The following is an 18,065-nucleotide window of genomic DNA, read 5'->3' on the forward strand; positions in this document are numbered from 1 at the left end:
CAGCAGAGCTCGGGAGGGAACCCGGGCTCAGTACCAGTTGACCGCCTGCGAGTGGCTCCACGCGCCACAGGGGCTGCCGTAGCGGTTCTCGATGTAGATCAGCCCGGCGTCGATCTGGCGGAAGCCGTTGTCGGTCTTGGCGATGCCGGTGCCGGCCCACGTCGAGTTCAGGAACTGCGGGATGCCGTACGCGGTGGAGGTGGGGTTCTGCGCGTCGGGGTTCCAGCCGGACTCCTTGCCCCACAGGTTCTCCAGGCAGGAGAACTGGCTGGCGTCCCCGCCGAGCTGGGCCATGGCGTAGTCGTGGAACTCGGCCGGGCCGGCGGCGGCCGCGGCGGCCTCCGCGTCGGCGGCGGCCTGGGCCAGCGCGGCGGCCTGTGCCTCGGCCTCGGCGCGGGCGGCGGCCTCGGCGGCAGCGGCGGCCTGGGCGTCCAGCACGGCCTGGTCGGCGGCGGACTGGGCCTGGGCGGCGGTGACCTCGTCGGCCTCGCGCTGGGCGCGGCTGGCCTGCAGGGAGCCCAGGTGCGCGCTGACCTCGGCCGGGCCGTCGGCGGCGGTCGCGGTGGCGTCGGTGAGCCCGAGCTGCTGGGCGACGCTCGCCGCCTGCGAGACCGTGGGGGTGGCGGCGTCGGCCTGCGCCTCCGCGGATGGACCGCCGGTGAGCAGCACGTTGACCAGCACGCCACCGACGGCCGCGGCGGCCAGGTACACCGCGGCCCGGCGGGCCGGGGGACGACGGTGCCGGCCGCGCGCGACCGCAGCGACGGTCTGCTCGGCGGACTCGACCGTGGCGACGGTGGGGCCGTCGACGGGAGTCGGGGCGGAGCCGGTCCTCGGGGTGGGGACGTCGTCCGCGGGGAGGACCACCTCGGCGGCGGGGCTCTCGGGGACGGCGGGCAGTGCGGAGTGACGAGCGCTCATGCGGGTGGGGCGGGTCCTTGTCTTCCGTCGGCCGCCTACCGGGTTAGCTGACGGGTTCGGGCGGGAAGACGCCCTACCGTCCCGGCCGCTGACGCGGTCGGCACGGATTCACCCCAGTGCTGCGGTGGGTCCCCGGTTCGCCGGTGGTGCTCCGCCCGCGGTGGTGCTGCGGGCGGCCGTGCTGTGGCGACTCGGCGGCGTCCGGGTCGGTCCTCCCCGGGTGGGGACGGTGGTGCCGACCGGACCGGCCAACCGTACGAGGGCATGTGGAGTGCTGACAAGACAGCGCGTCCGGATTCACACACCTCGTGCAGCGTGTGGTTTGCCACACACCCAGAGCGACCGACCCGCCGCCCTCAGGGCAGCCGCCAGACCGCCGTCCGGCGGGCGACGTCGACCCCGCTGTCGGGCACCTCGTAGCCGGCGACCTCGACGAGGCCGTCGGGCAGCTGGGACCGGCCGGGGTCACCGACCAGGACGGTCGCCCCGCCGACCCAGGCGGTGAACAGCCACGGCCGCACCCGGTCGGCCATCCGCAGGTCGTAGAAGACGTCGCCGGCCAGCACGACGTCCACCGCCGGCAGGTCGCCCTCCCCCGGCTGCCCGTCGAGGACGTCGCCGACCGCCTCGACGACGGTCACCCCGTTGGCGGCGGCGTTGAGCGGGGTGACCGCGAGGGCGTACGGGTCGACGTCGCTGGCGAGCACCCGCGTGGCACCGGCCAGGGCCGCGGCGATGGCGACCAGCCCGCTGCCCGACCCCAGGTCCAGCACGGTGCGCCCGGCGACCAGACCGGGGGTGTCCAGCACGTACCGGGCCAGGCCCTGCCCGCCGACCCAGGCCGCGGCCCAGAACGGCGAGGCCTCCCCCGGTCCCGTCCCGCCGCTCTCGCGCTCGTCCTCCATGGCCTGCCACAGCACGGCGACGTCATCGGCCAGGTGCAGCGCCACCTCGGGCACCAGCGGTGGGCGGACCAGACGGGTGTGCCGGGCGAAGAAGCCCGCGGGGACGGTCACCGGTGCATCCTCCCCGCCCGCACGGACCCCCTCGACAGTCACCGCTGACTGGTAGCGTCCGTGGCCGTGAGCACCCCGGGCACCCCCGACCTGACCGGCCGCACGATCGTGATGTCGGGAGGCAGCCGCGGCATCGGGCTGGCCATCCTGGTCGCCGCCGCCCGGCGCGGCGCGAACAGCGTGCTGCTGGCCAAGACCGACCAGCCCGACCCGCGGCTGCCCGGCACCGTGCACACCGCGGTGGAGGAGATCACCGAGGCCGGCCGGGAGACCGGGGCCCGGGCGGTGGCCGTGGTCGGCGACGTCCGCGAGGAGGCCGACGTGCAGCGAGCCGTCGCCACCGCGATCGAGACCTTCGGCGGGCTCGACATCGTGGTCAACAACGCCAGCGCGCTGAACCTGACCCCCACCGCCGAGCTGTCGGCCAAGCGGTACGACCTCATGCAGCAGGTCAACAGCCGGGGCACCTGGCTGCTGACCAGGACGGCACTGCCGCACCTGGCCGCCTCCCCCGACGCCCAGGTCCTCACGCTGTCCCCGCCGATCGACCTGGCGCCGCAGTGGCTGGGCATGGCACCGGCCTACACGCTGAGCAAGTACGGGATGACCCTGCTGACCCTCGGGTTCGCCGCGGAGCTCGCCGGTCAGGGCGTGCGGGCCAACTGCCTGTGGCCCCGGACCACGATCGCCACCGCCGCCGTCGTCAACGTCATCGGCGGCGAGGAGCTGGCCAGCCGCTCGCGCGACCCCGAGGTCATGGGCGACGCCGCGGTCGCACTGCTCACCGACCCGTCCCGGCCGACCGGCCGCACGTTCGTCGACGACGACGTGCTGCGCGCGGCCGGGATCACCGACCTGTCGGTCTACGGCGGCGGCGAGGACCCGCAGACCGACTGGTTCGTCGACCCGGCCTGACGCTGCCCGGCCCGGAGCTGCCCGCTGCCGCGGTCAGCGGCGGCGGCCGACCCGGCTGCGCATCGCGGTGTAGAGCGGGGTGAGCACGACCCCGTCCCCGGTGAGGCGCTCGCGCAGCACCCGGCGGTGCTTGAGCACCCCGACCAGCCCGATGACCCAGAACAGGTACTGCACGCTGAACGCCGCCTTGAACGCCGACAGGTCGTAGTCGGTGGAGGCACCCGGGGTCATCGCGTCCAGCACGGCGCCGACCGCGAGCACGGTGAGCAGGGACGCCGCGAACCCGCCGATGTTGACCACGCCGGTGGCGCTGCCCAGCCGGGTGACCGGGTTCCAGGTGCGGGCGTAGTCGAAGCCGATCATCGAGCCCGGCCCGTTGGTGGCCAGCACGACGACGAGCACCACCAGCAGCCACAGCGGCGCCCGGCCGGGCCACAGCAGGACCACGGTCCACGCGGTCGTGGTCAGCCCGGCGATGCCGAAGACCAGCACCGAGCGGCGCAGCGGCCAGCGGCCGCACAGCTTGCCCAGCAGCGGGCCGACCAGCATGCCCACGACGACGAGCAGGGACAGCAGCCCCGCCGCGGTGCCGGCGGACAGGCCCTGCCCGAGCACCAGGAACGGGTACCCCCACAGCAGCGCGAAGACGGTGCCGGAGAACTGAGTGACCAGGTGGCTGTACAGCCCGATCCGGGTGCCGGACTCGTGCCAGGCGCCGGCCACGTTCTGCCGGATCTCGGCCCAGCCGGCGACCGGGGCGACCGGGGTCCCGGGCGGCGCGTCGGCCAGTGCCGCCACCACCAGGACCGCCACCAGCACCCCGATCGCGGCGGCGCCGAGGAACGTCGTCGTCCAGCTGGTGTGGTGCAGGGCCAGCACCAGCGGGTAGGCGGCCGCGATCTGGCCGAGCTGGCCCAGGATGCCGGTGAGCTGGGTGACGACCGGGACCACCGGTCCGCGGAACCAGAGGGTGACCACCCGCAGCACGCTGATGAAGGTCATCGCGTCCCCGGCGCCGACCAGCACCCGGGCCGCGACCGCCGTCGGGACGTCGCTGGCCACCGCCAGCAGCAGCTGCCCGGCGGCCATCGTGACCGCCCCGGCCGCGATGAGCGCCTTGGAACCGAAACGGTCCAGCAGCACGCCCACGGGCACCTGCAGGCCGGCGTAGACGACCAGCTGCAGCACCAGGAACAGGCTCACCGCGGAGGCGCCGGCCGAGAACCGCTCCTGGGCGTCGACGGCGGCGACGCCCAGGGAGGCGCGCTGGAAGACGGCGACCGTGTAGGCGGCCAGCCCCACCGCCCAGACGACGTAGGCGCGGCGAGGGGTCACGTACCTGGTCTACACCGCCCGGGCCCCCCGCATTCCCGGGCACGGCAGGATCACGGTCGTGCGCGAGGAACTGGGCCGGGTCGCGGGCCCGCACGGCGAGGTGGCGCTCTGGCGGCGGACCACCGAGGACGGCGCGACGGTGACCGAGCTCGTCGTGGACGGCGTCTTCGCGATGGACGACGTGGAGACCTCCACCGAGCGTGCGCTGGCCACGGAGGCGCTGGCCCGCATCGACGGCGCCGAGCTGGCCGTGCTGGTCGGTGGGCTGGGGCTGGGCTGGACCACGGCGACGGTGCTGGCGACCCCCGGCGTGGCCGAGGTGCTGGTCGTCGAGCTCGAGGACGCGCTCATCGGGTGGGCGGTCGAGGGGCTGCTCCCGGGCCTGCGGCGGGTGGGCGACCCGCGGTTGGAACTGGTCGCCGGCGACGTCGCCGCGGCGTTCAGCCCCGACGGGTTCGACGCCGTGCTGCTCGACGTCGACAACGGCCCGGACTTCCTGGTGCACGCCTCGAACGCCGGCCTGTACTCCCCCGCGGGTCTGGCCCGGGCGCTGGGCGCTGTCCGGCCCGGCGGGGTGCTGGCGGTCTGGTCGGCCGACCCGGCACCCACCCTGCTGCACCGGCTCGCCGCGCTGCCCGGGGCCGTGGACGCCGAGCAGCTGGTGCTGCCGGTGGAGCGGGAGGGCCGGGTCTTCGAGTACGCCCTGGTGTTGGTGCGCCGATCAGCGTAAACGTCACGCACATCCGGCGTTTGGACTCGGTCACCGGGGTCACTCAAGGGGTCATGACCTCTCCCAGTGACACCAACGAGACCCGCACCTTCGCCGACCTCGGCAAGGAGATGTGGTCCTACCTGACCGGCAAGGGCGCGGCGATCAACTACGAGTTCGTCGACATGACCGTCGAGGTGCCCCGCGAGATCGGTGCCGACGCCCCCCGCGCGACCTGGAAGCTCAACGGCACGCTGCGGATCACCACCGCGGAGGGCGTCTCGCAGGGATGACGGGCCCCTCCCGGTTCGACGTCCGGGCCGACCTGGTCCTGACGGTCGACGGCCGGCAGGCCCGGCTCACCGGGGACGGCACCGACCTGACGTTGACCGCGTCGGACCCGGTCGCGCTGTGGCGCTCGGCCGCGTCGGTGCCCTGGCCGGTGGGCGTGACCGTCGGCAGCGGTCCCCGTGCCCTCGGTGGGCTCGCCGGGGCGCTGGCCGACGCCGGTCTGCACCTCGACGTCACCGGGCCCGGCGGCCGGGTGGCCGAGCTGGGTCGCGGCGTGGACTCGGGGCTGGGTCGTGGGCTGACCGGCTCCCGGGCGGTGCGCTTCGGCTCCCCCCGCACGTTGGCCGCCACCGTCGTCCGGGAGCCCGTGCCGTGGCGTCCGGTCGTCCTGGCGCTGGCCGGTCTGCTCGTCCTGCGGGCGTTGCGCCGACGCTGACCCGGGACGAGGGCGGCCGCACGCAGCACCGTGCGGCCGCCCTCACGCAGGCTCCCTCAGGCGCTGTCCTCCACCTCACGGGTCCACTCGTGCGCCGCGAGCGCCAGGTCCTCGGCGGTGACGTCCAGGGGGACGCCTCCCCCCAGGAGCCGGCCGCTCACCGGGTCCGCCCAGGCCGCCGACCCGGCCAGGTGCGCCCGCAGCAGCCTGCGGTCCTCCCGGGCGGCGTCCAGCACGAAGGACAGCTCCGGCTCGCGGAACACCAGGCCCTCGCCGACCAGGCCGTCGGGCGCCTCACCCACGGCGCGCAGCCAGGAACCCAGCCGCTGCGCCTCCCACGGGGTCAGGCACGGCTCGCGGAAGACCCAGTGCCGGCCGTCGGTCGTACGCACCTCGCCGCGCACCACGACCCAGGTGTCCGACCAGTCCGGCCGGTCCAGCTCGACCGCGCGCAGCTCCAGTGCCTGCCGGCGCAGGACGCGCAGGTCCAGCCACGCGCCGTCCCAGGAGGTCAGCCTCACCGGCCGTGCTGCTCCAGCACGGCAGCCATCGCCGGCAGCTCGAAGAACAGCGCGGTCGCCCGGGCACTCGGCTGCCCGTGGTCGGGGTCGGCGCCGGCGTCCAGCAGGGCCCGGACCGTCTGCGGGGACTGCCGGAAGACCGCCGCCGCGAGCGCGGTCTGCCCGCGGTCGTTGACCCGGTCGTGCTCCGCCCCCCGCGCCAGCAGCAGGGCCACCGTGTCGGCCCGGCCCTGGTAGGCGGCCAGCACCAGCAGGGTGTCGCCCTTGCTGGTGGTCAGGTTCGCGGGCACCCCCGCGTCCAGGTAGCCCGCCAGGTCCTCGGTGCGCCCCTCCCGGGCCATGTCGAACACCCGGCCGGCCAGCTCGATGACGCCGGGGTCGATCTCGGGGGTCTGCTCGCTCACCCCGCCGAGCCTAGGCAGCGGGTGCCCAGTGCGCGGGGTGGAGCAGCGCCCCCTCCAGCCGGGTGGCTGCGTCCCCCCGGGCGGCGTCCAGCTGCGCCTGGGTGAGGAAGAGCGTGCCGCGCAGGTCGGCGCCCTCCAGCCGGGCGCCCCGGGTGTCGGCACCGGTGACGTCGGCCAGTCTCAGGTCGGCCCGGCGCAGGTCGGCCCCCAGCAGCACCGCCCCGCGCAGGCTCGCCCCGCGCAGGTCCGCACCGGCCAGCCCGGCACCCACCAGGTCCGCTCCGCGCAGGTCACGGGGGCGGCGCACCGAGCGGCGGGCGTGCTCGCTGGCCCGGGTCAGCAGCGGGTTCACCCGCGCCCGGACGACGTCGACCGGGACCCCACGCAGCTGCTCCGGGGTGCCCTGGACCCGGCGGGACAGCTCGTCGTCGGCGTCCGCGAGGTCGGCGGCGAGCGCCGCCGGGACCTCCAGGGCGCGGGCCGCGCGGACCAGCCAGCGCAGCTCCTGCAGCGCCCGGACGACGGGGAACACCGTGGCGACCTGGTGCAGGACGGTGCGGTCCCGGCGGTCCAGGCCCGGGAAGACGGCCCGGGTGACGTGCTGCCCGGCGCCGAAGCAGTCGTAGACGGTGCACCCGGGGAACCCGCGCTCGCGCAGTACTGGGTGGATGCCGCACCGGTCGTCGGCAGCCAGGTTCGGGCAGGCGGTCTCGGCGGGCTTGTCCAGCGCGAAGTCCGCTCCCCGGGCGAACGCCGGGACGACGCAGCACAGTGCGGCGCAGGACGCGCAGTCGGCGCGCAGCGGATCGGTCACCGCCCGATCCTGCCGCCGGCCCGGCCCCGCCCCGCGCTCAGGGGGCGGCCACCCGGTCCGTCAGCCGAAGCACGTGCTCCCAGGCGTCCTCGCACGCCGCGGCCCACTCCTGCGAGGACCGGTCGAAGAACGAGTGCGGGGCACCGTCGTAGACCACCGCGTCGACGTCGGCACCGGCGTCCCGCATCCGCTGCGCCAGCTCCTGCTGCTCCTGGACCGGGGTGGCCTGGTCGGCGCCGGCGATGAGCATCACCACCGGCTTGGCGGCGCGGTCGGCGGCGTCCCCGACCAGGGCCGGGCGTCCGTAGAAGCCGGCGCAGCCGGCCAGGTCCAGGTCCCCACCGGACTGCCGCCAGGAGTGGCTGCCGCCGAAGCAGAAGCCGACGGTGACCACCGGCAGGTCCGCCCGGGTCCGGCTGCGCAGGTACTCCACGGCCGCCGTGACGTCGGCGTCCACCCCGGCCTCGGTGGTCTGCGGGACGTGGGTCTGCCAGTCGAAGTCCTCCTCCCGGGTCCCGGTGGCCGCCAGACCCGCCGTCCGGCCGAACCAGTCGATCGCGACCGCGGGCAGCCCCGCCTCGGCGAACCGCTCCGCCAAGGCCACGTAGTAGGGGTGCAGGCCGCGGATGTCGGGCAGCACCACCACGCCGACCCGCGGAGCCGCCGCCGGAGCCGCGAAGGCGGCGGAGAACGCGGTGCCGTCGGTGGCGGTCAGCGTGAGGGTGCCGCGCTCGGCGACGTCCCCGCTGCGCGGCGGTGCGGGCGGGCGGCTGTCGTGGTCGTGGCACATGCCTGCTTCCTACCCCCGGACGACGCCTCCCGCCCGGCCGGGTCGGGGCCGACCCGGGGGCTCCACGACGACGCAACCGGTGCCTGCCGGACACCGGCCCGGGACGCCCGCACCCGTCTCACAGGCGAGATACGGTCCCAGTCGATGTCCCTCACCGAAGAAGCCACCGGTCAGTCCCTCCGCCAGATCGGCGCCCTCGTGCGCGACGCCCGGCGCCACCACGGGCTGACCCAGACCCAGCTCGGCGAGCGGCTGGGCACCAGCCAGAGCGCCATCGCCCGGATCGAGCAGGGCAACCAGAACCTGACCCTGGAGCTGCTGGGCCGGCTCTCCGCGGCCCTGGACAGCGAGCTGATCTCCGTGGGCCCCGGCAGCAGCCCCGCCGGTCCCACCCACCTGCGCGTCACCGGCGGCCGCCCGCTGGCCGGCTCGGTCACCGTCAAGTCCAGCAAGAACGCCGCCGTCGCCCTGCTGTGCGCCTCGCTGCTCAACCGCGGGACGACGACGCTGCGCAACGTGGCCCGGATCGTCGAGGTCGAGCGCATCCTGGACGTGCTGCGCTCCATCGGCGTCGTCGCCACCTGGGACGACGCCGGCCGCGACCTGACCATCGTCGTCCCCGAGCAGCTGGTCCTGGCCGCCATCGACGCCGACGCCGCCCGCCGGACCCGCAGCATCATCATGTTCCTGGGCCCGCTCATCCACCGGGAGCCCGACTTCCGGCTGCCCTACGCCGGCGGATGCGACCTGGGCACCCGCACCATCGAGCCGCACATGATCGCGCTGCGGCACTTCGGGCTGGAGATCGAGGCGCACGCCGGGGAGTACCAGGCCACCGTCACCGAGCCCGAGGCCCGCGACCGCACGATCGTGCTCACCGAGCGCGGGGACACCGTCACCGAGAACGCCCTGCTGGCCGCCGCCCGGCACGACGGGCGCACCACGATCCGCAACGCCAGCTCCAACTACATGGTCCAGGACCTGTGCCTGTACCTGGAGCTGCTCGGCGTCCGGATCGACGGCTTCGGCACCACCACCCTGGTCGTGCACGGGCGCACCGTGCTCGACGCCGAGGTCGACTACACACCCTCCGAGGACCCGGTCGAGGCCATGAGCCTGCTCACTGCCGGCATCGTCACCGGCTCCGAGCTGACCGTGTGCCGCGCGCCGATCGAGTTCCTGGAGATCGAGCTGGCCATCCTCGGGGAGATGGGACTGCGCTACGACCTCTCCGCGGAGTACCCGGCCGACAACGGCCGCACCCGGCTGGTGGACGTCACCATCCACCCCTCGGAGCTCAAGGCGCCCATCGACAAGGTGCACCCGATGCCCTTCCCGGGCCTCAACATCGACAACCTGCCGTTCTTCGCCGTCATCGCGGCGACCGCGACCGGCGGCACCCTGATCCACGACTGGGTCTACGACAACCGCGCGATCCACCTGTCCGACCTGACCCGGCTGGGCGCCGACGTCCGGCTGCTGGACCCGCACCGGGTGCTGGTCACCGGGCCCACCCGCTGGTCCGGGGCCGAGATCGTGTGCCCGCCCGCACTGCGCCCGGCGGTCTGCATCCTGCTGGCCATGCTCGCGGCCAAGGGGGACTCGGTGCTGCGCAACGTGGACATCATCGCCCGCGGCTACGAGCACCTGTACGAGCGGCTGGTCGAGATGGGCGCCCAGATCGAGGTCTTCCACTGAGCACTCACCAGCCGAGCCCGCACGGGCTGAGCACCTGCACGAGCTGAGCGCCGACCGACCGGCCGACGGGACCCACTGGGGTCCCGTCGGCCCGGACGGGGGTCAGACGGCCATGTCGGACAACCAGGTCTGCACGGGCCGCGGCGAGAGCCCCAGGCGGCGCTGTGCCGAGAGCTCCTCGGGTACGACGTCGCCGGGCTGACCCAGCCGCCAGGCGTAGGCCTCGATGACCGGTCGCGAGCCGGCCTCGCCGAACAGCGGGATGATCATCTCGCCGAACGCCGCCGGGGTGATGCTCTCGAAGACCACCTCGCGGCCGAGGTGGGCGGCGAAGTCCGCGGCGAGGTCGCTCCCGACCTGCCCGGGGAGCGCGCCCACCCGCACGACGCCGGTGGTGTCGTCGTTCAGCAGCCGGAGGGCGACCTGGGCGACGTCGAGGTGCGAGGACCAGGAGATGGCGTAGTCCGTACGCATCGGGTAGCGCAGGACGCCGTCGTCCCGGATGCCCTGCACGACGGGGGGCAGGAGCAGGTTCTCCAGGTACATGACCGGTGCGAGGACCGCGTGCGAGACGCCGCTGGCTCCCAGACCGTCGATCAGGACGTCGAGGGGTGTCGGTGCGCCGGCGGCACCGAAGGGGTAGCCGCTCGTGGAGACCACGACCCGGGCGGGCCGGGCCCGCTCCACCGCAACGGCGATGGCCCGGGCGTAGGCCATCTGCTGGTCCGGGGACCCCAACGGCAGGTGAACGAAGACGCCCGCAGCACCCCGGTAGGCAGCGGCGAGCGAGTCGGGGTCCTCGTTGTCGATGCCCACGGCCGGTGCGCCGGACACCCTGCTGACGTCTCGGACCGCGGCCGCGGCGGAGTGCCCGGCCGCGGTGAGGGCGGCGAGGACGGGGGCTCCCTGAGCGCCTGTGGCGCCGTGCACGATGTAGGTCATGGCCCATTGGTGCACGGCTTGCCCCAGTCACATCAAGTGCACTGAAGGGCGGAATCGACCCCGGGGGTGGAGGAAGACGAATGTCACACGGTCATCGGCCGGCGGTCCGCAGCCCGCATGCGACCTCGACCCCCACGGAGGTGCTCGGTCCGCCGTTGGTGCGCAAGGCGCACTACCGTGGGCACGTGGACGACGACCTCTGCCTCCCCGAGTGCGGGATCGCCCGGTTCCTGACCCTGCTCGACGGTCCCTGGGCGACGCTGATCATCCGGGAGCTCATGCACGGCCCGCGGCGGTTCACCGAGCTGCGGGACCAGCTCCCGGGCATCAGCGGGCACACCCTGACCAACCGGCTGCGCAGGTTCACCGCCCACGGCCTGGTCACCCGGACCGCCTACGCCGAGATCCCGCCGCGCGTGGTGTACGAGCTGACCCCCATCGGCCAGGAGCTGCGGCCCGTGCTGACCGCGATGAACGCCTGGGCCCTGTCGGTCCCGGAGAGCACCTTCCGCCCGGAGGTCGGCGCCCCCGCCTGACGGCGGCGCCCGGGCGACCGACCCGGGCACGGGTGCCCTACCGGGTCAGCAGCACCGCGACGCCGGCGCACGCGACCGACCACAGGACGCTGGTCAGGGTGCCGATGATGAAGCGCTCGGCGGCCGCCGACGCCTTCAGCTCGGCGAAGCGGCCCAGGCCCTTCACCGCCAGCACCACCGGCAGCCCCTCGGGCCAGCCGGCCAGCAGCGTGGCGGCCACCGCCACCCGCTCGAGCACCCCGATCCAGGCCCCACCGCGCAGCACCTCCGGGTCGCCCACTCCCCCGGCCGCCGACGCCCGGGTCGGGTCGGCGGCGGTGAGCACTGCCGTGGCCACCGGGCCGCCCCCCAGGCCCGCGGCCAGCACCGCGACCACCGCCCCGGCTGCGGCGACCCCGTCACCGGCCGGTCCGGCGCCCCAGGCCAGCGTGGCGCTCACGGCCAGCAGGGCGACCAGCGAGAGCGCACCCCACGGACGGCGCCCCCGCTCCCGGCGGCCCAGCAGCACGACCCCGCCCAGCAGCGGGGTCAGCCCCAGCGCCACCAACGCGAGCACCGTCACGCCCGTCCCCGACCCACGGCGCGGCGCAGCAGGCGGGCCAACGGGAGGTGCAGGTCGCGCTCGGTCTCCCAGAGCCCCGCGGCCAGCCGCTGCCCGACCGCCTGCCGGCTGACCCCCAGCTCGGTGGCGGTCTCGGCCTGGGTGCGCCCGGCCTCGACCAGGTCGACGGCCTCCCACGCCTGGGGGCTGCGCCGCTGCACCAGCACGGTGAGCGCGGTGGCCACGGCCTGCGCGTCGGCGGCGGCCTCGGCGTCCTCACCGCGGACGGCGACCCGTGAGGGGCGCTGCTTGGCGGCGTCGACAGCGCGGCGGGCGCGCAGGAACGCCGACCCCGTGGCCGCCCGGGTGGACTCCGGCAGCGGGGTGGCGACCGGCCCGGCGCCGATGCCGATGCTCCACCCGCCGTCCCGGACCAGCCGGGCCAGCACGGACACCACCACGTGCGGGTCGTCGAGGACGCCCTGGAACTCGTCGCCGGCGGTCCGCTCGAAGCCGAGCACCACGGGCACGTCGGCCAGGGCGGCGAGCACCCCGGCGACCCGGTCGGCACCCCGACGGCTGTCGCGCTGGTCGACGGTCATGACGTACGGCACCAGGAAAGGATGACAGCTTGCCTCGAGCGGAGCAAGGCCTGTGCCTTGGCGGCCACCGACGTCGCAGGCTCAGCCGGCGTCGGCCTCGGGCGGGAACCCACCCGTGGCGACCGGCCCCCAGCGGACCGGCGTCACCCGGATCAGCGACTTGCCCTGACGCACCATGGCCTCGCGGTACTCGTCCCAGTCCGGGTGCTCGCCGCTGATCGAGCGGAAGTACTCGACCAGGGGCTCCACGGACTCGGGCAGGTCCAGCACCTCGGCGGTGCCGTCGACCTGGACCCAGGGGCCGTCGAAGTCGTCGGAGAGCACCACCACGGTGACCCGTCCGTCGCGCTTGGCGTTCCTCGTCTTCGCCCGCTGCGGGTAGGTCGACACCACGATCCGGCCCTCGCTGTCCACCCCGCAGCTGACCGGGGAGATCTGCGGCTCCCCGTCGGCGCGGCGGGTCATCAGCAGGGCCTTGTGACGCGGGCGCAGGAAGGCGAGGAGGCCGTCGCGGTCGACCCGGTCGGCGGTGGCGGTCTTCGGCATGGCGTCGACGCTACGACGAGGGTCCGACAGCCGCCCCACCGTGGGCCCCGCCACCTCCGGGGGGCGTCCGCGTGTGCGGGTCCCCGGTCTGTGTTGGGATTCCGGCATGGCCGACGCACAGCACGACGACGAGAGCGTCGACCCGGCAGGGTCAGCGGAGCACACGGGGTCCGCCCACACGGGGTCCGCCCACACCGGATCCACCAAGGTCCCCCCGGCGGACTTCCACGACGACTCCGGCGAGCCGCCCTCGGAGACCACCGCACCGGCCCCGTCCCCCGAGCGCTCGGCCCGGCTGAGCGCGGCCACCCGGGTGATGGCCACCTTCTCCTGGCGCCTGCTGCTGATCACCGGGGCGGTCGTCGTGGTGGGCTACGTGCTCGGGGTGCTGTGGGCCCCGGTCCTGCTCCCCGTCGTGCTGGGCCTGCTGTTCTCCACCGTCATGTGGCCGCTGGCCAAGCTGCTGCGCCGGGCCAAGTTCCCGCCCGCGCTGGCCGCGCTCACCACCGTCGTGCTCTTCCTGGCCGCCTTCGTCGGCATCATCGCCGCCATCGCACCGCCCGTCGTCTCCCAGGTGAACGAGCTCGCCGACGGGGTCAGCTCGGGCCTGCAGAGCGTCCAGGACTGGCTGTCCGGCCCGCCGTTCGACCTGGGCGAGGAGCAGATCGGCAGCTACGTCGACCAGGCCATCAACCAGCTGCAGTCCAGCGCGGGCGACATCGCCAACTTCGCACTCACCGGCGCCAGCGCGATCGGCACGGGCGTCGTGAACCTGGTGCTGGCCCTGGTGCTGACCTTCTTCTTCCTCAAGGACGGCCCCCGCTTCCTGCCCTGGCTGGCCGCGCAGACCGGCCCCCGGGCGGCCCCGCACGTCGCCGAGCTGTCCCACCAGAGCTGGCGCACCCTGTCGGAGTTCATCCGGCAGCAGGCACTGGTCGGCTTCATCGACGCCGCCGGCATCGGGCTGGGGCTGCTCGTCCTCGGCGTCCCGCTGGTGCTCCCGCTGGCCGTGATCACCTTCTTCGCCGCGTTCATCCCGATCATCGGTGCCTTCGTCGCCGGCGGCTTCGCCGTCCTCATCGCCCTGGTGAGCAACGGGTTCGGCACCGCACTGTGGGTGCTGGTCGTCGTCGTCCTGGTGCAGCAGATCGAGGGCAACGTCCTGCAGCCGATCCTGCAGGGCCGCGGGCTCAAGCTGCACGCCGGCGTCGTGATCCTGGCGGTCACGGCGGGGTCCAGCCTGGCCGGCATCATCGGCGCGTTCCTCGCCGTCCCCGTCGCCGCGCTGATCGCGGTGGGCTACCGCTACGCCCGCGACCAGCTCGACGGCCGGCACCCCGAACGCGACGAGGAGGGCCGGGTGCCCGAGATCGTCGGGGACGCCGACGGCGCCCGGCTCACCATGAGCAAGGCACCCGTCCAGGACTGAGGACGGCGCCGGCTCAGCGGGGCCGGCGCACCCGGACCGGCCCGCGGGCGGTGGCGACGTCGACCACCTCACCCCGCTGGGTCACCTGCACCTCGCCCCGCGCCGCCAGCCGCCCGGCGGCCGCCCGGGCGGCGGGCATGAGGTCCCGCCAGTCGTCCGGGGAGAGCGCGCGCGCCGCGTCCGAGGGGCAGATGGACGACGTCGACGCGCGGGCGTCCAGCAGCTCGCCGATGGTCCGCTCCAGCGCGGCGTCGGGGGTCTCGCTCACCCCGTGAGCGTCACCCTCCCCCGTCCGGGGCGCCAGCGGGGGCACCATGGGAATGCCCCGGGTCCTCCCGGGGCTGCAGGGACAGACCGTCGTACCCCAGGAGGGACCCCACCGTGCCGCTGAGTCCCGAGGACCTCGTCGAGCTCACGCCCCAGGCGCAGCTGCTCGTCGAGCGCACCGCCGCCGACGAGCTCGTGCTGGTGCACGACCTGGCCGGGGAGTTCGACGCCGCGCACGCCGGCGCGCTGGCGGGGTCGCACCTGCTGGCCAGCCTGCCGCACGAGGTCGTGGCCCGCTTCGACGCCGACGCGCTGGTGGACTACCGGGGCCACCGGCCGCGGATCACCTTCTCCGGTGACCACTACGAGTCCTTCGCGGCCCCGGAGATCACGCTGTACTCCGTCGAGGACGACAGCGGCACGCCGTTCCTGCTGCTGCACGGCACCGAGCCGGACTTCGCCTGGGAGCGCTTCGCGCAGTCCGTGCTGGGCCTGGTCGAGCAGCTCGGGGTCACCCGGATGGTGATGCTGCAGGCCATCCCGATGCCGGTGCCGCACACCCGGCCGGTCACGGTCACCGCGCACGCCACGCGCCGGGAGCTGATCGCCACCTACCCCGTGTACTGGGGCGAGATGCGCATCCCGGGCAGCGCCGGTGCCCTGCTGGAGCTGCGGGCCGGGGAGGCCGGGGTGGACGCCCTGGGCATCGCCGCCCACGTGCCGCACTACCTGGCCCAGGCCACCTACCCCGCGGCCTCGCTGACGCTGCTGGAGCACCTGGAGACGCTGTCGGGGCTCACCCTGCCCACCGAGGCGCTCGCCGAGGCCGCGCAGGCCAACCGCACCGAGATCGACGAGCAGATCGGCCGCTCGGAGGAGAACACCGCGGTGGTGGCCCAGCTGGAGGCGCAGTTCGACAGCTTCTCCGCCGCCCGGGAGGGCACCGGCCTGCTGGGCTCCTCGGGCGAGGTGCCCACCGGTGACGAGCTGGGCGACCAGATCGAGGCGTTCCTGGCCGAGCAGGACCGTCGGGGCAACCGCGGCGACTGAGCCGCGGCCGCCCGTCCGGGGCCCTGGCGGACCGCTCAGTCGCGGGCGCGGGTGAGGGCGAAGGCCAGCGCACCGGCGACCCCGACGGCGGCGAAGACGTAGAACCCCCACGGGAACGCGATCCCGGCCCCGAGCAGCGCCCCGCCGATGAGCGGGCCGGAGATCGCCCCCACCCGGCCGACACCGGCCGACCAGCCCAGCGCGGTGGCCCGCACGTGCGGCGGGTGGTTGGAGCTGGTGAACGCGTAGACCAGCACCTGGGCGCTGAACACGAAGCAGCCGGTCAGGAAGACCATCGCGTAGATCCCGGCGAGGGGCAGCCGGATCGACAACAGCGCCAGGAACACCGCGCCGGCGGCGAACCAGGCCATCCCGGCCCGCCGGGAGCCGATCCGGTCGGCCACCTGGCCGGCGACCAACAGCCCGGCGACGGCGCCCAGGTTCAGCGCCAGCAGGAAGGCCAGCGCGGCGCCCAGGTCGTAGCCTGCCTCGCGCATGATGGTGGGCAGCCAGCTGTTGAGCCCGTAGACCAGCAGCAGGCCCATGAACGAGGTGACGCCGATGGCCAGCGTCGTCCTGCGGTACGCCGGGGAGAACAGCGTGCGCACCGTCGTCCCGGCCGAGGTCGGCTCGGGCGCGGCCGTCGGGTCCTCCAGCGCCAGGCCGTACGCCGAGGCGACCTGCTCGGCCTCGGCCCGCCGGCCGTGCGCGACCAGGTAGGACGGCGACTCCGGCAGGTGCGCGACCATCAGCGGCACGAGCACCAGGGCCGGCAGTGCACCGATGACGAACATCCAGCGCCAGCCGATCGGCTCGACGACCACGATCGCCAGCGCGGCGGTCGCCACGGCGCCCACGTGGTAGCCGGTCATCACGGTGGTGGTGGCCCGCCCGGCCCGCCGGGAGAACTCGTTGACCAGCGCGATCGCCGTCGGCAGGCAGCCGCCCAGCCCGATCCCGGCGAGGAAGCGCAGGCCGCCGAACACCCAGGCGTTCGGCGCCGCGGCACAGGCCAGGGTGAGCAACGAGAACGCGATCACCGCACCGATGAGCGCCTTGCGCCGCCCGACCACGTCGGTGAGCGCGCCGATGGACAGCGCCCCGATCGTCATGCCGACCAGCCCGGCGGTGATGACGGCGGTCGCGCCGGCCGCCGTCAGCCCCCAGACCTCCGGCGTCTGCAGGGTGGGGACGACGGTGCCGACCACGACGAGGTCGAACCCGTCGAGCAGCACGGCGACCCAGCAGAGCGGGGCCACCCAGCCGGCGGCCCGGGTGACCGCGCCGGGCGCGGTACGGGTGGGAGTGGACACGGGTCCTCCAGACGTCGACGCTGACCCGCCGACCCTGGGCCCCCGCTGTGCGTCCCGCCAGTCCGCGCTTCCGCTGACCGGGAACGTGCAGCCGGGCAGTTCAGGCGAAGACGATGGTCTTCGCGCCGTCCACGATGACCCGGTCCTCGACGTGCCAGGTCACGGCCTGGGCGAGCACCTGGCGCTCGACGTAGCGGCCCACCCGGCGCATGTCCTCGACGGTGGCGCGGTGGTCGATCCGGGCCACCTCCTGCTCGATGATCGGCCCGGCGTCGAGTTCGGCGGTCACGTAGTGCGCGGTGGCGCCGATCAGCTTCACGCCCCGGTCGGCGGCGGCCTGGTAGGGGTTCGCGCCGACGAAGGCCGGCAGGAAGCTGTGGTGGATGTTGATCAGCCGCTCCGGGAACCGGGCGCAGAACCCCGGCGACACGATCTGCATGTAGCGGGCCAGCACCACGAGGTCGCAGTCCCCGACCAGCTCCAGTGCGCGGGCCTCGGCCTCGGCCTTGGTCGCTGGGGTCACCGGCACGTGGTGGAACGGGACGCCGTGCGCGGCCGCCACCGGCTCGAGGTCGGGGTGGTTGGAGATGACCACGGCGATCTCGGCGCGCAGGTCACCGGCGGAGACCCGGTAGAGCAGCTCCTGCAGCACGTGGTCGGTCTTCGACACGAACACCGCCAGCCGGGGCCGCTCGTCGGCCAGCACCAGCCGCCAGGTCAGCTGCCACTCCCCCGCCAGGGCAGTCAGCTGGGCCTCCAGCTCCGCGCGGCGGACAGCCAGGTCGGCCAGCACGAACTCCAGCCGCAGGGTGAACGTGCCCCCGGAGGGGTCCGAGCTGTGCTGCTGGGAGTCGGTGATGTTCGCGCCGGCGTCGGCCATCAGCCGGGACAGCACGGCCACGATGCCCGGGCGGTCGGGGCAGCGGACGACGAGACGGCCGAGATCGGTCAGGGAGGGAGCGGACACGGCTGGACATCCTCCCAGGTGG

General features: G+C 74.7%; 22 protein-coding genes and 1 riboswitch. Of the genes, 8 read left to right on the forward strand and 14 right to left on the reverse strand.

All coding sequences use genetic code 11. The annotated features are described in order from the left end of the window. Window positions 1-27: 27 nt before the first annotated feature. The gene (locus tag AC0IVP_RS16590; protein WP_471757931.1) at window positions 28-921 is read right to left on the reverse strand and encodes an aggregation-promoting factor C-terminal-like domain-containing protein; all 894 of its coding nucleotides are present in this window, start codon (window positions 919-921) and stop codon (window positions 28-30) included. A 37-nt stretch (window positions 922-958) separates the two neighbouring features. Continuing rightward, a riboswitch (cyclic di-AMP (ydaO/yuaA leader) is annotated at window positions 959-1,058 on the reverse strand. 219 nt (window positions 1,059-1,277) lie between these two features. Continuing rightward, a complete protein-coding gene (locus AC0IVP_RS16595; RefSeq protein ID WP_471757933.1) occupies window positions 1,278-1,937 on the reverse strand; it encodes a class I SAM-dependent methyltransferase in 660 nt (219 codons plus the stop codon). 66 nt (window positions 1,938-2,003) lie between these two features. Here AC0IVP_RS16595 and AC0IVP_RS16600 point away from each other — a divergent pair, with 66 nt between their 5' ends. Then, window positions 2,004-2,852, forward strand: coding sequence for an SDR family oxidoreductase (locus tag AC0IVP_RS16600; RefSeq protein WP_471757935.1), 849 nt, complete (start codon window positions 2,004-2,006; stop codon window positions 2,850-2,852). Window positions 2,853-2,885: 33 nt separating this feature from the next. Here the strand turns inward: AC0IVP_RS16600 and AC0IVP_RS16605 are convergent, their stop codons facing one another. Next, window positions 2,886-4,187, reverse strand: coding sequence for an MFS transporter (locus AC0IVP_RS16605; RefSeq protein WP_471757937.1), 1,302 nt, complete (start codon window positions 4,185-4,187; stop codon window positions 2,886-2,888). Window positions 4,188-4,245: 58 nt separating this feature from the next. On the opposite strand from AC0IVP_RS16605, the gene AC0IVP_RS16610 reads away from it, so the two are divergent. The 3 genes from AC0IVP_RS16610 to AC0IVP_RS16620 are packed head-to-tail and all read left to right on the forward strand — an operon-like array spanning window position 4,246 to window position 5,623. Continuing rightward, window positions 4,246-4,917 carry a polyamine aminopropyltransferase gene (locus AC0IVP_RS16610; RefSeq protein WP_471757939.1) on the forward strand — a complete coding sequence of 224 codons (672 nt, stop codon included), beginning with the start codon at window positions 4,246-4,248 and terminating at the stop codon, window positions 4,915-4,917. A 53-nt stretch (window positions 4,918-4,970) separates the two neighbouring features. Then, window positions 4,971-5,189 carry a hypothetical protein gene (locus tag AC0IVP_RS16615; RefSeq protein WP_056291016.1) on the forward strand — a complete coding sequence of 73 codons (219 nt, stop codon included), beginning with the start codon at window positions 4,971-4,973 and terminating at the stop codon, window positions 5,187-5,189. Next, a complete protein-coding gene (locus AC0IVP_RS16620; protein ID WP_471757941.1) occupies window positions 5,186-5,623 on the forward strand; it encodes a hypothetical protein in 438 nt (145 codons plus the stop codon). Before AC0IVP_RS16615 ends, AC0IVP_RS16620 begins: the two co-directional genes overlap by 4 nt. A 56-nt stretch (window positions 5,624-5,679) precedes the next feature. Here AC0IVP_RS16620 and AC0IVP_RS16625 read toward each other — a convergent pair whose 3' ends face one another. From AC0IVP_RS16625 to AC0IVP_RS16640, 4 genes are read right to left on the reverse strand one after another with little or no spacing between them, the layout of a single operon-like run. Continuing rightward, entirely contained in the window at window positions 5,680-6,144 is a 465-nt protein-coding gene (locus tag AC0IVP_RS16625) for a WapI family immunity protein (protein ID WP_471757943.1), read from the reverse strand. Then, the gene (locus tag AC0IVP_RS16630; protein WP_471757945.1) at window positions 6,141-6,548 is read right to left on the reverse strand and encodes an ankyrin repeat domain-containing protein; all 408 of its coding nucleotides are present in this window, start codon (window positions 6,546-6,548) and stop codon (window positions 6,141-6,143) included. Before AC0IVP_RS16630 ends, AC0IVP_RS16625 begins: the two co-directional genes overlap by 4 nt. 10 nt (window positions 6,549-6,558) lie before the next feature. Continuing rightward, window positions 6,559-7,362: a pentapeptide repeat-containing protein gene (locus AC0IVP_RS16635; RefSeq protein WP_471757947.1), complete on the reverse strand. Its 804-nt coding sequence runs from the start codon at window positions 7,360-7,362 to the stop codon at window positions 6,559-6,561. Window positions 7,363-7,399: 37 nt separating this feature from the next. After that, on the reverse strand, window positions 7,400-8,152 hold the full coding sequence (locus AC0IVP_RS16640) for a dienelactone hydrolase family protein (protein ID WP_471757949.1): 753 nt from the start codon (window positions 8,150-8,152) through the stop codon (window positions 7,400-7,402). A gap of 144 nt (window positions 8,153-8,296) precedes the next feature. Here AC0IVP_RS16640 and AC0IVP_RS16645 point away from each other — a divergent pair, with 144 nt between their 5' ends. Next, a complete protein-coding gene (locus AC0IVP_RS16645; RefSeq protein WP_471757951.1) occupies window positions 8,297-9,850 on the forward strand; it encodes a helix-turn-helix domain-containing protein in 1,554 nt (517 codons plus the stop codon). A 102-nt stretch (window positions 9,851-9,952) separates the two neighbouring features. Here AC0IVP_RS16645 and AC0IVP_RS16650 read toward each other — a convergent pair whose 3' ends face one another. Beyond that, on the reverse strand, window positions 9,953-10,792 hold the full coding sequence (locus AC0IVP_RS16650) for an NmrA family NAD(P)-binding protein (RefSeq protein WP_471757953.1): 840 nt from the start codon (window positions 10,790-10,792) through the stop codon (window positions 9,953-9,955). Window positions 10,793-10,977: 185 nt separating this feature from the next. Between AC0IVP_RS16650 and AC0IVP_RS16655 the strand changes: the two genes are divergently transcribed. Next, window positions 10,978-11,328 (forward strand): winged helix-turn-helix transcriptional regulator, encoded by a 351-nt coding sequence (locus AC0IVP_RS16655; protein ID WP_471757955.1) that lies wholly within the window; start codon window positions 10,978-10,980, stop codon window positions 11,326-11,328. Between the two features lie 37 nt (window positions 11,329-11,365). Here AC0IVP_RS16655 and AC0IVP_RS16660 read toward each other — a convergent pair whose 3' ends face one another. The 3 genes from AC0IVP_RS16660 to AC0IVP_RS16670 all read right to left on the reverse strand — a co-directional run bounded on the left by AC0IVP_RS16660 (window position 11,366) and on the right by AC0IVP_RS16670 (window position 13,017). Beyond that, window positions 11,366-11,890, reverse strand: coding sequence for a hypothetical protein (locus AC0IVP_RS16660; protein WP_471757957.1), 525 nt, complete (start codon window positions 11,888-11,890; stop codon window positions 11,366-11,368). Beyond that, complete coding sequence (locus AC0IVP_RS16665) at window positions 11,887-12,483, reverse strand: hypothetical protein (RefSeq protein ID WP_471757959.1); 597 nt, start codon at window positions 12,481-12,483, stop codon at window positions 11,887-11,889. Before AC0IVP_RS16665 ends, AC0IVP_RS16660 begins: the two co-directional genes overlap by 4 nt. Before the next feature lie 69 nt (window positions 12,484-12,552). After that, entirely contained in the window at window positions 12,553-13,017 is a 465-nt protein-coding gene (locus AC0IVP_RS16670; RefSeq protein ID WP_056291033.1) for a PPOX class F420-dependent oxidoreductase, read from the reverse strand. Between the two features lie 106 nt (window positions 13,018-13,123). Here AC0IVP_RS16670 and AC0IVP_RS16675 point away from each other — a divergent pair, with 106 nt between their 5' ends. Further along, window positions 13,124-14,446, forward strand: a complete 1,323-nt coding sequence (locus AC0IVP_RS16675) for an AI-2E family transporter (RefSeq protein WP_082556601.1) — start codon at window positions 13,124-13,126, stop codon at window positions 14,444-14,446. Window positions 14,447-14,459: 13 nt separating this feature from the next. Here the strand turns inward: AC0IVP_RS16675 and AC0IVP_RS16680 are convergent, their stop codons facing one another. Further along, the gene (locus AC0IVP_RS16680) at window positions 14,460-14,714 is read right to left on the reverse strand and encodes a DUF3253 domain-containing protein (RefSeq protein WP_056291098.1); all 255 of its coding nucleotides are present in this window, start codon (window positions 14,712-14,714) and stop codon (window positions 14,460-14,462) included. Window positions 14,715-14,827: 113 nt separating this feature from the next. Between AC0IVP_RS16680 and AC0IVP_RS16685 the strand changes: the two genes are divergently transcribed. Further along, complete coding sequence (locus AC0IVP_RS16685; RefSeq protein WP_082556603.1) at window positions 14,828-15,763, forward strand: proteasome assembly chaperone family protein; 936 nt, start codon at window positions 14,828-14,830, stop codon at window positions 15,761-15,763. A gap of 35 nt (window positions 15,764-15,798) precedes the next feature. Here the strand turns inward: AC0IVP_RS16685 and AC0IVP_RS16690 are convergent, their stop codons facing one another. Beyond that, on the reverse strand, window positions 15,799-17,076 hold the full coding sequence (locus AC0IVP_RS16690) for an MFS transporter (protein WP_471757961.1): 1,278 nt from the start codon (window positions 17,074-17,076) through the stop codon (window positions 15,799-15,801). 100 nt (window positions 17,077-17,176) lie between these two features. Further along, a complete protein-coding gene (gene purU, locus AC0IVP_RS16695) occupies window positions 17,177-18,043 on the reverse strand; it encodes a formyltetrahydrofolate deformylase (RefSeq protein WP_471757963.1) in 867 nt (288 codons plus the stop codon). Window positions 18,044-18,065: the final 22 nt, after the last annotated feature.

Source organism: Klenkia sp. AC732 (genome assembly GCF_979256525.1).

Coding starts and splice junctions, on each gene's coding strand:
- AC0IVP_RS16590 (WP_471757931.1), bottom strand. CDS start 921: ATGAGCGCTCGTCACTCCGCACTGCCCGCCGTCCCCGAGAGCCCCGCC.
- AC0IVP_RS16615 (WP_056291016.1), top strand. CDS start 4,971: ATGACCTCTCCCAGTGACACCAACGAGACCCGCACCTTCGCCGACCTC.
- AC0IVP_RS16620 (WP_471757941.1), top strand. CDS start 5,186: ATGACGGGCCCCTCCCGGTTCGACGTCCGGGCCGACCTGGTCCTGACG.
- AC0IVP_RS16640 (WP_471757949.1), bottom strand. CDS start 8,152: ATGTGCCACGACCACGACAGCCGCCCGCCCGCACCGCCGCGCAGCGGG.
- AC0IVP_RS16645 (WP_471757951.1), top strand. CDS start 8,297: ATGTCCCTCACCGAAGAAGCCACCGGTCAGTCCCTCCGCCAGATCGGC.
- AC0IVP_RS16650 (WP_471757953.1), bottom strand. CDS start 10,792: ATGACCTACATCGTGCACGGCGCCACAGGCGCTCAGGGAGCCCCCGTC.
- AC0IVP_RS16670 (WP_056291033.1), bottom strand. CDS start 13,017: ATGCCGAAGACCGCCACCGCCGACCGGGTCGACCGCGACGGCCTCCTC.
- AC0IVP_RS16675 (WP_082556601.1), top strand. CDS start 13,124: ATGGCCGACGCACAGCACGACGACGAGAGCGTCGACCCGGCAGGGTCA.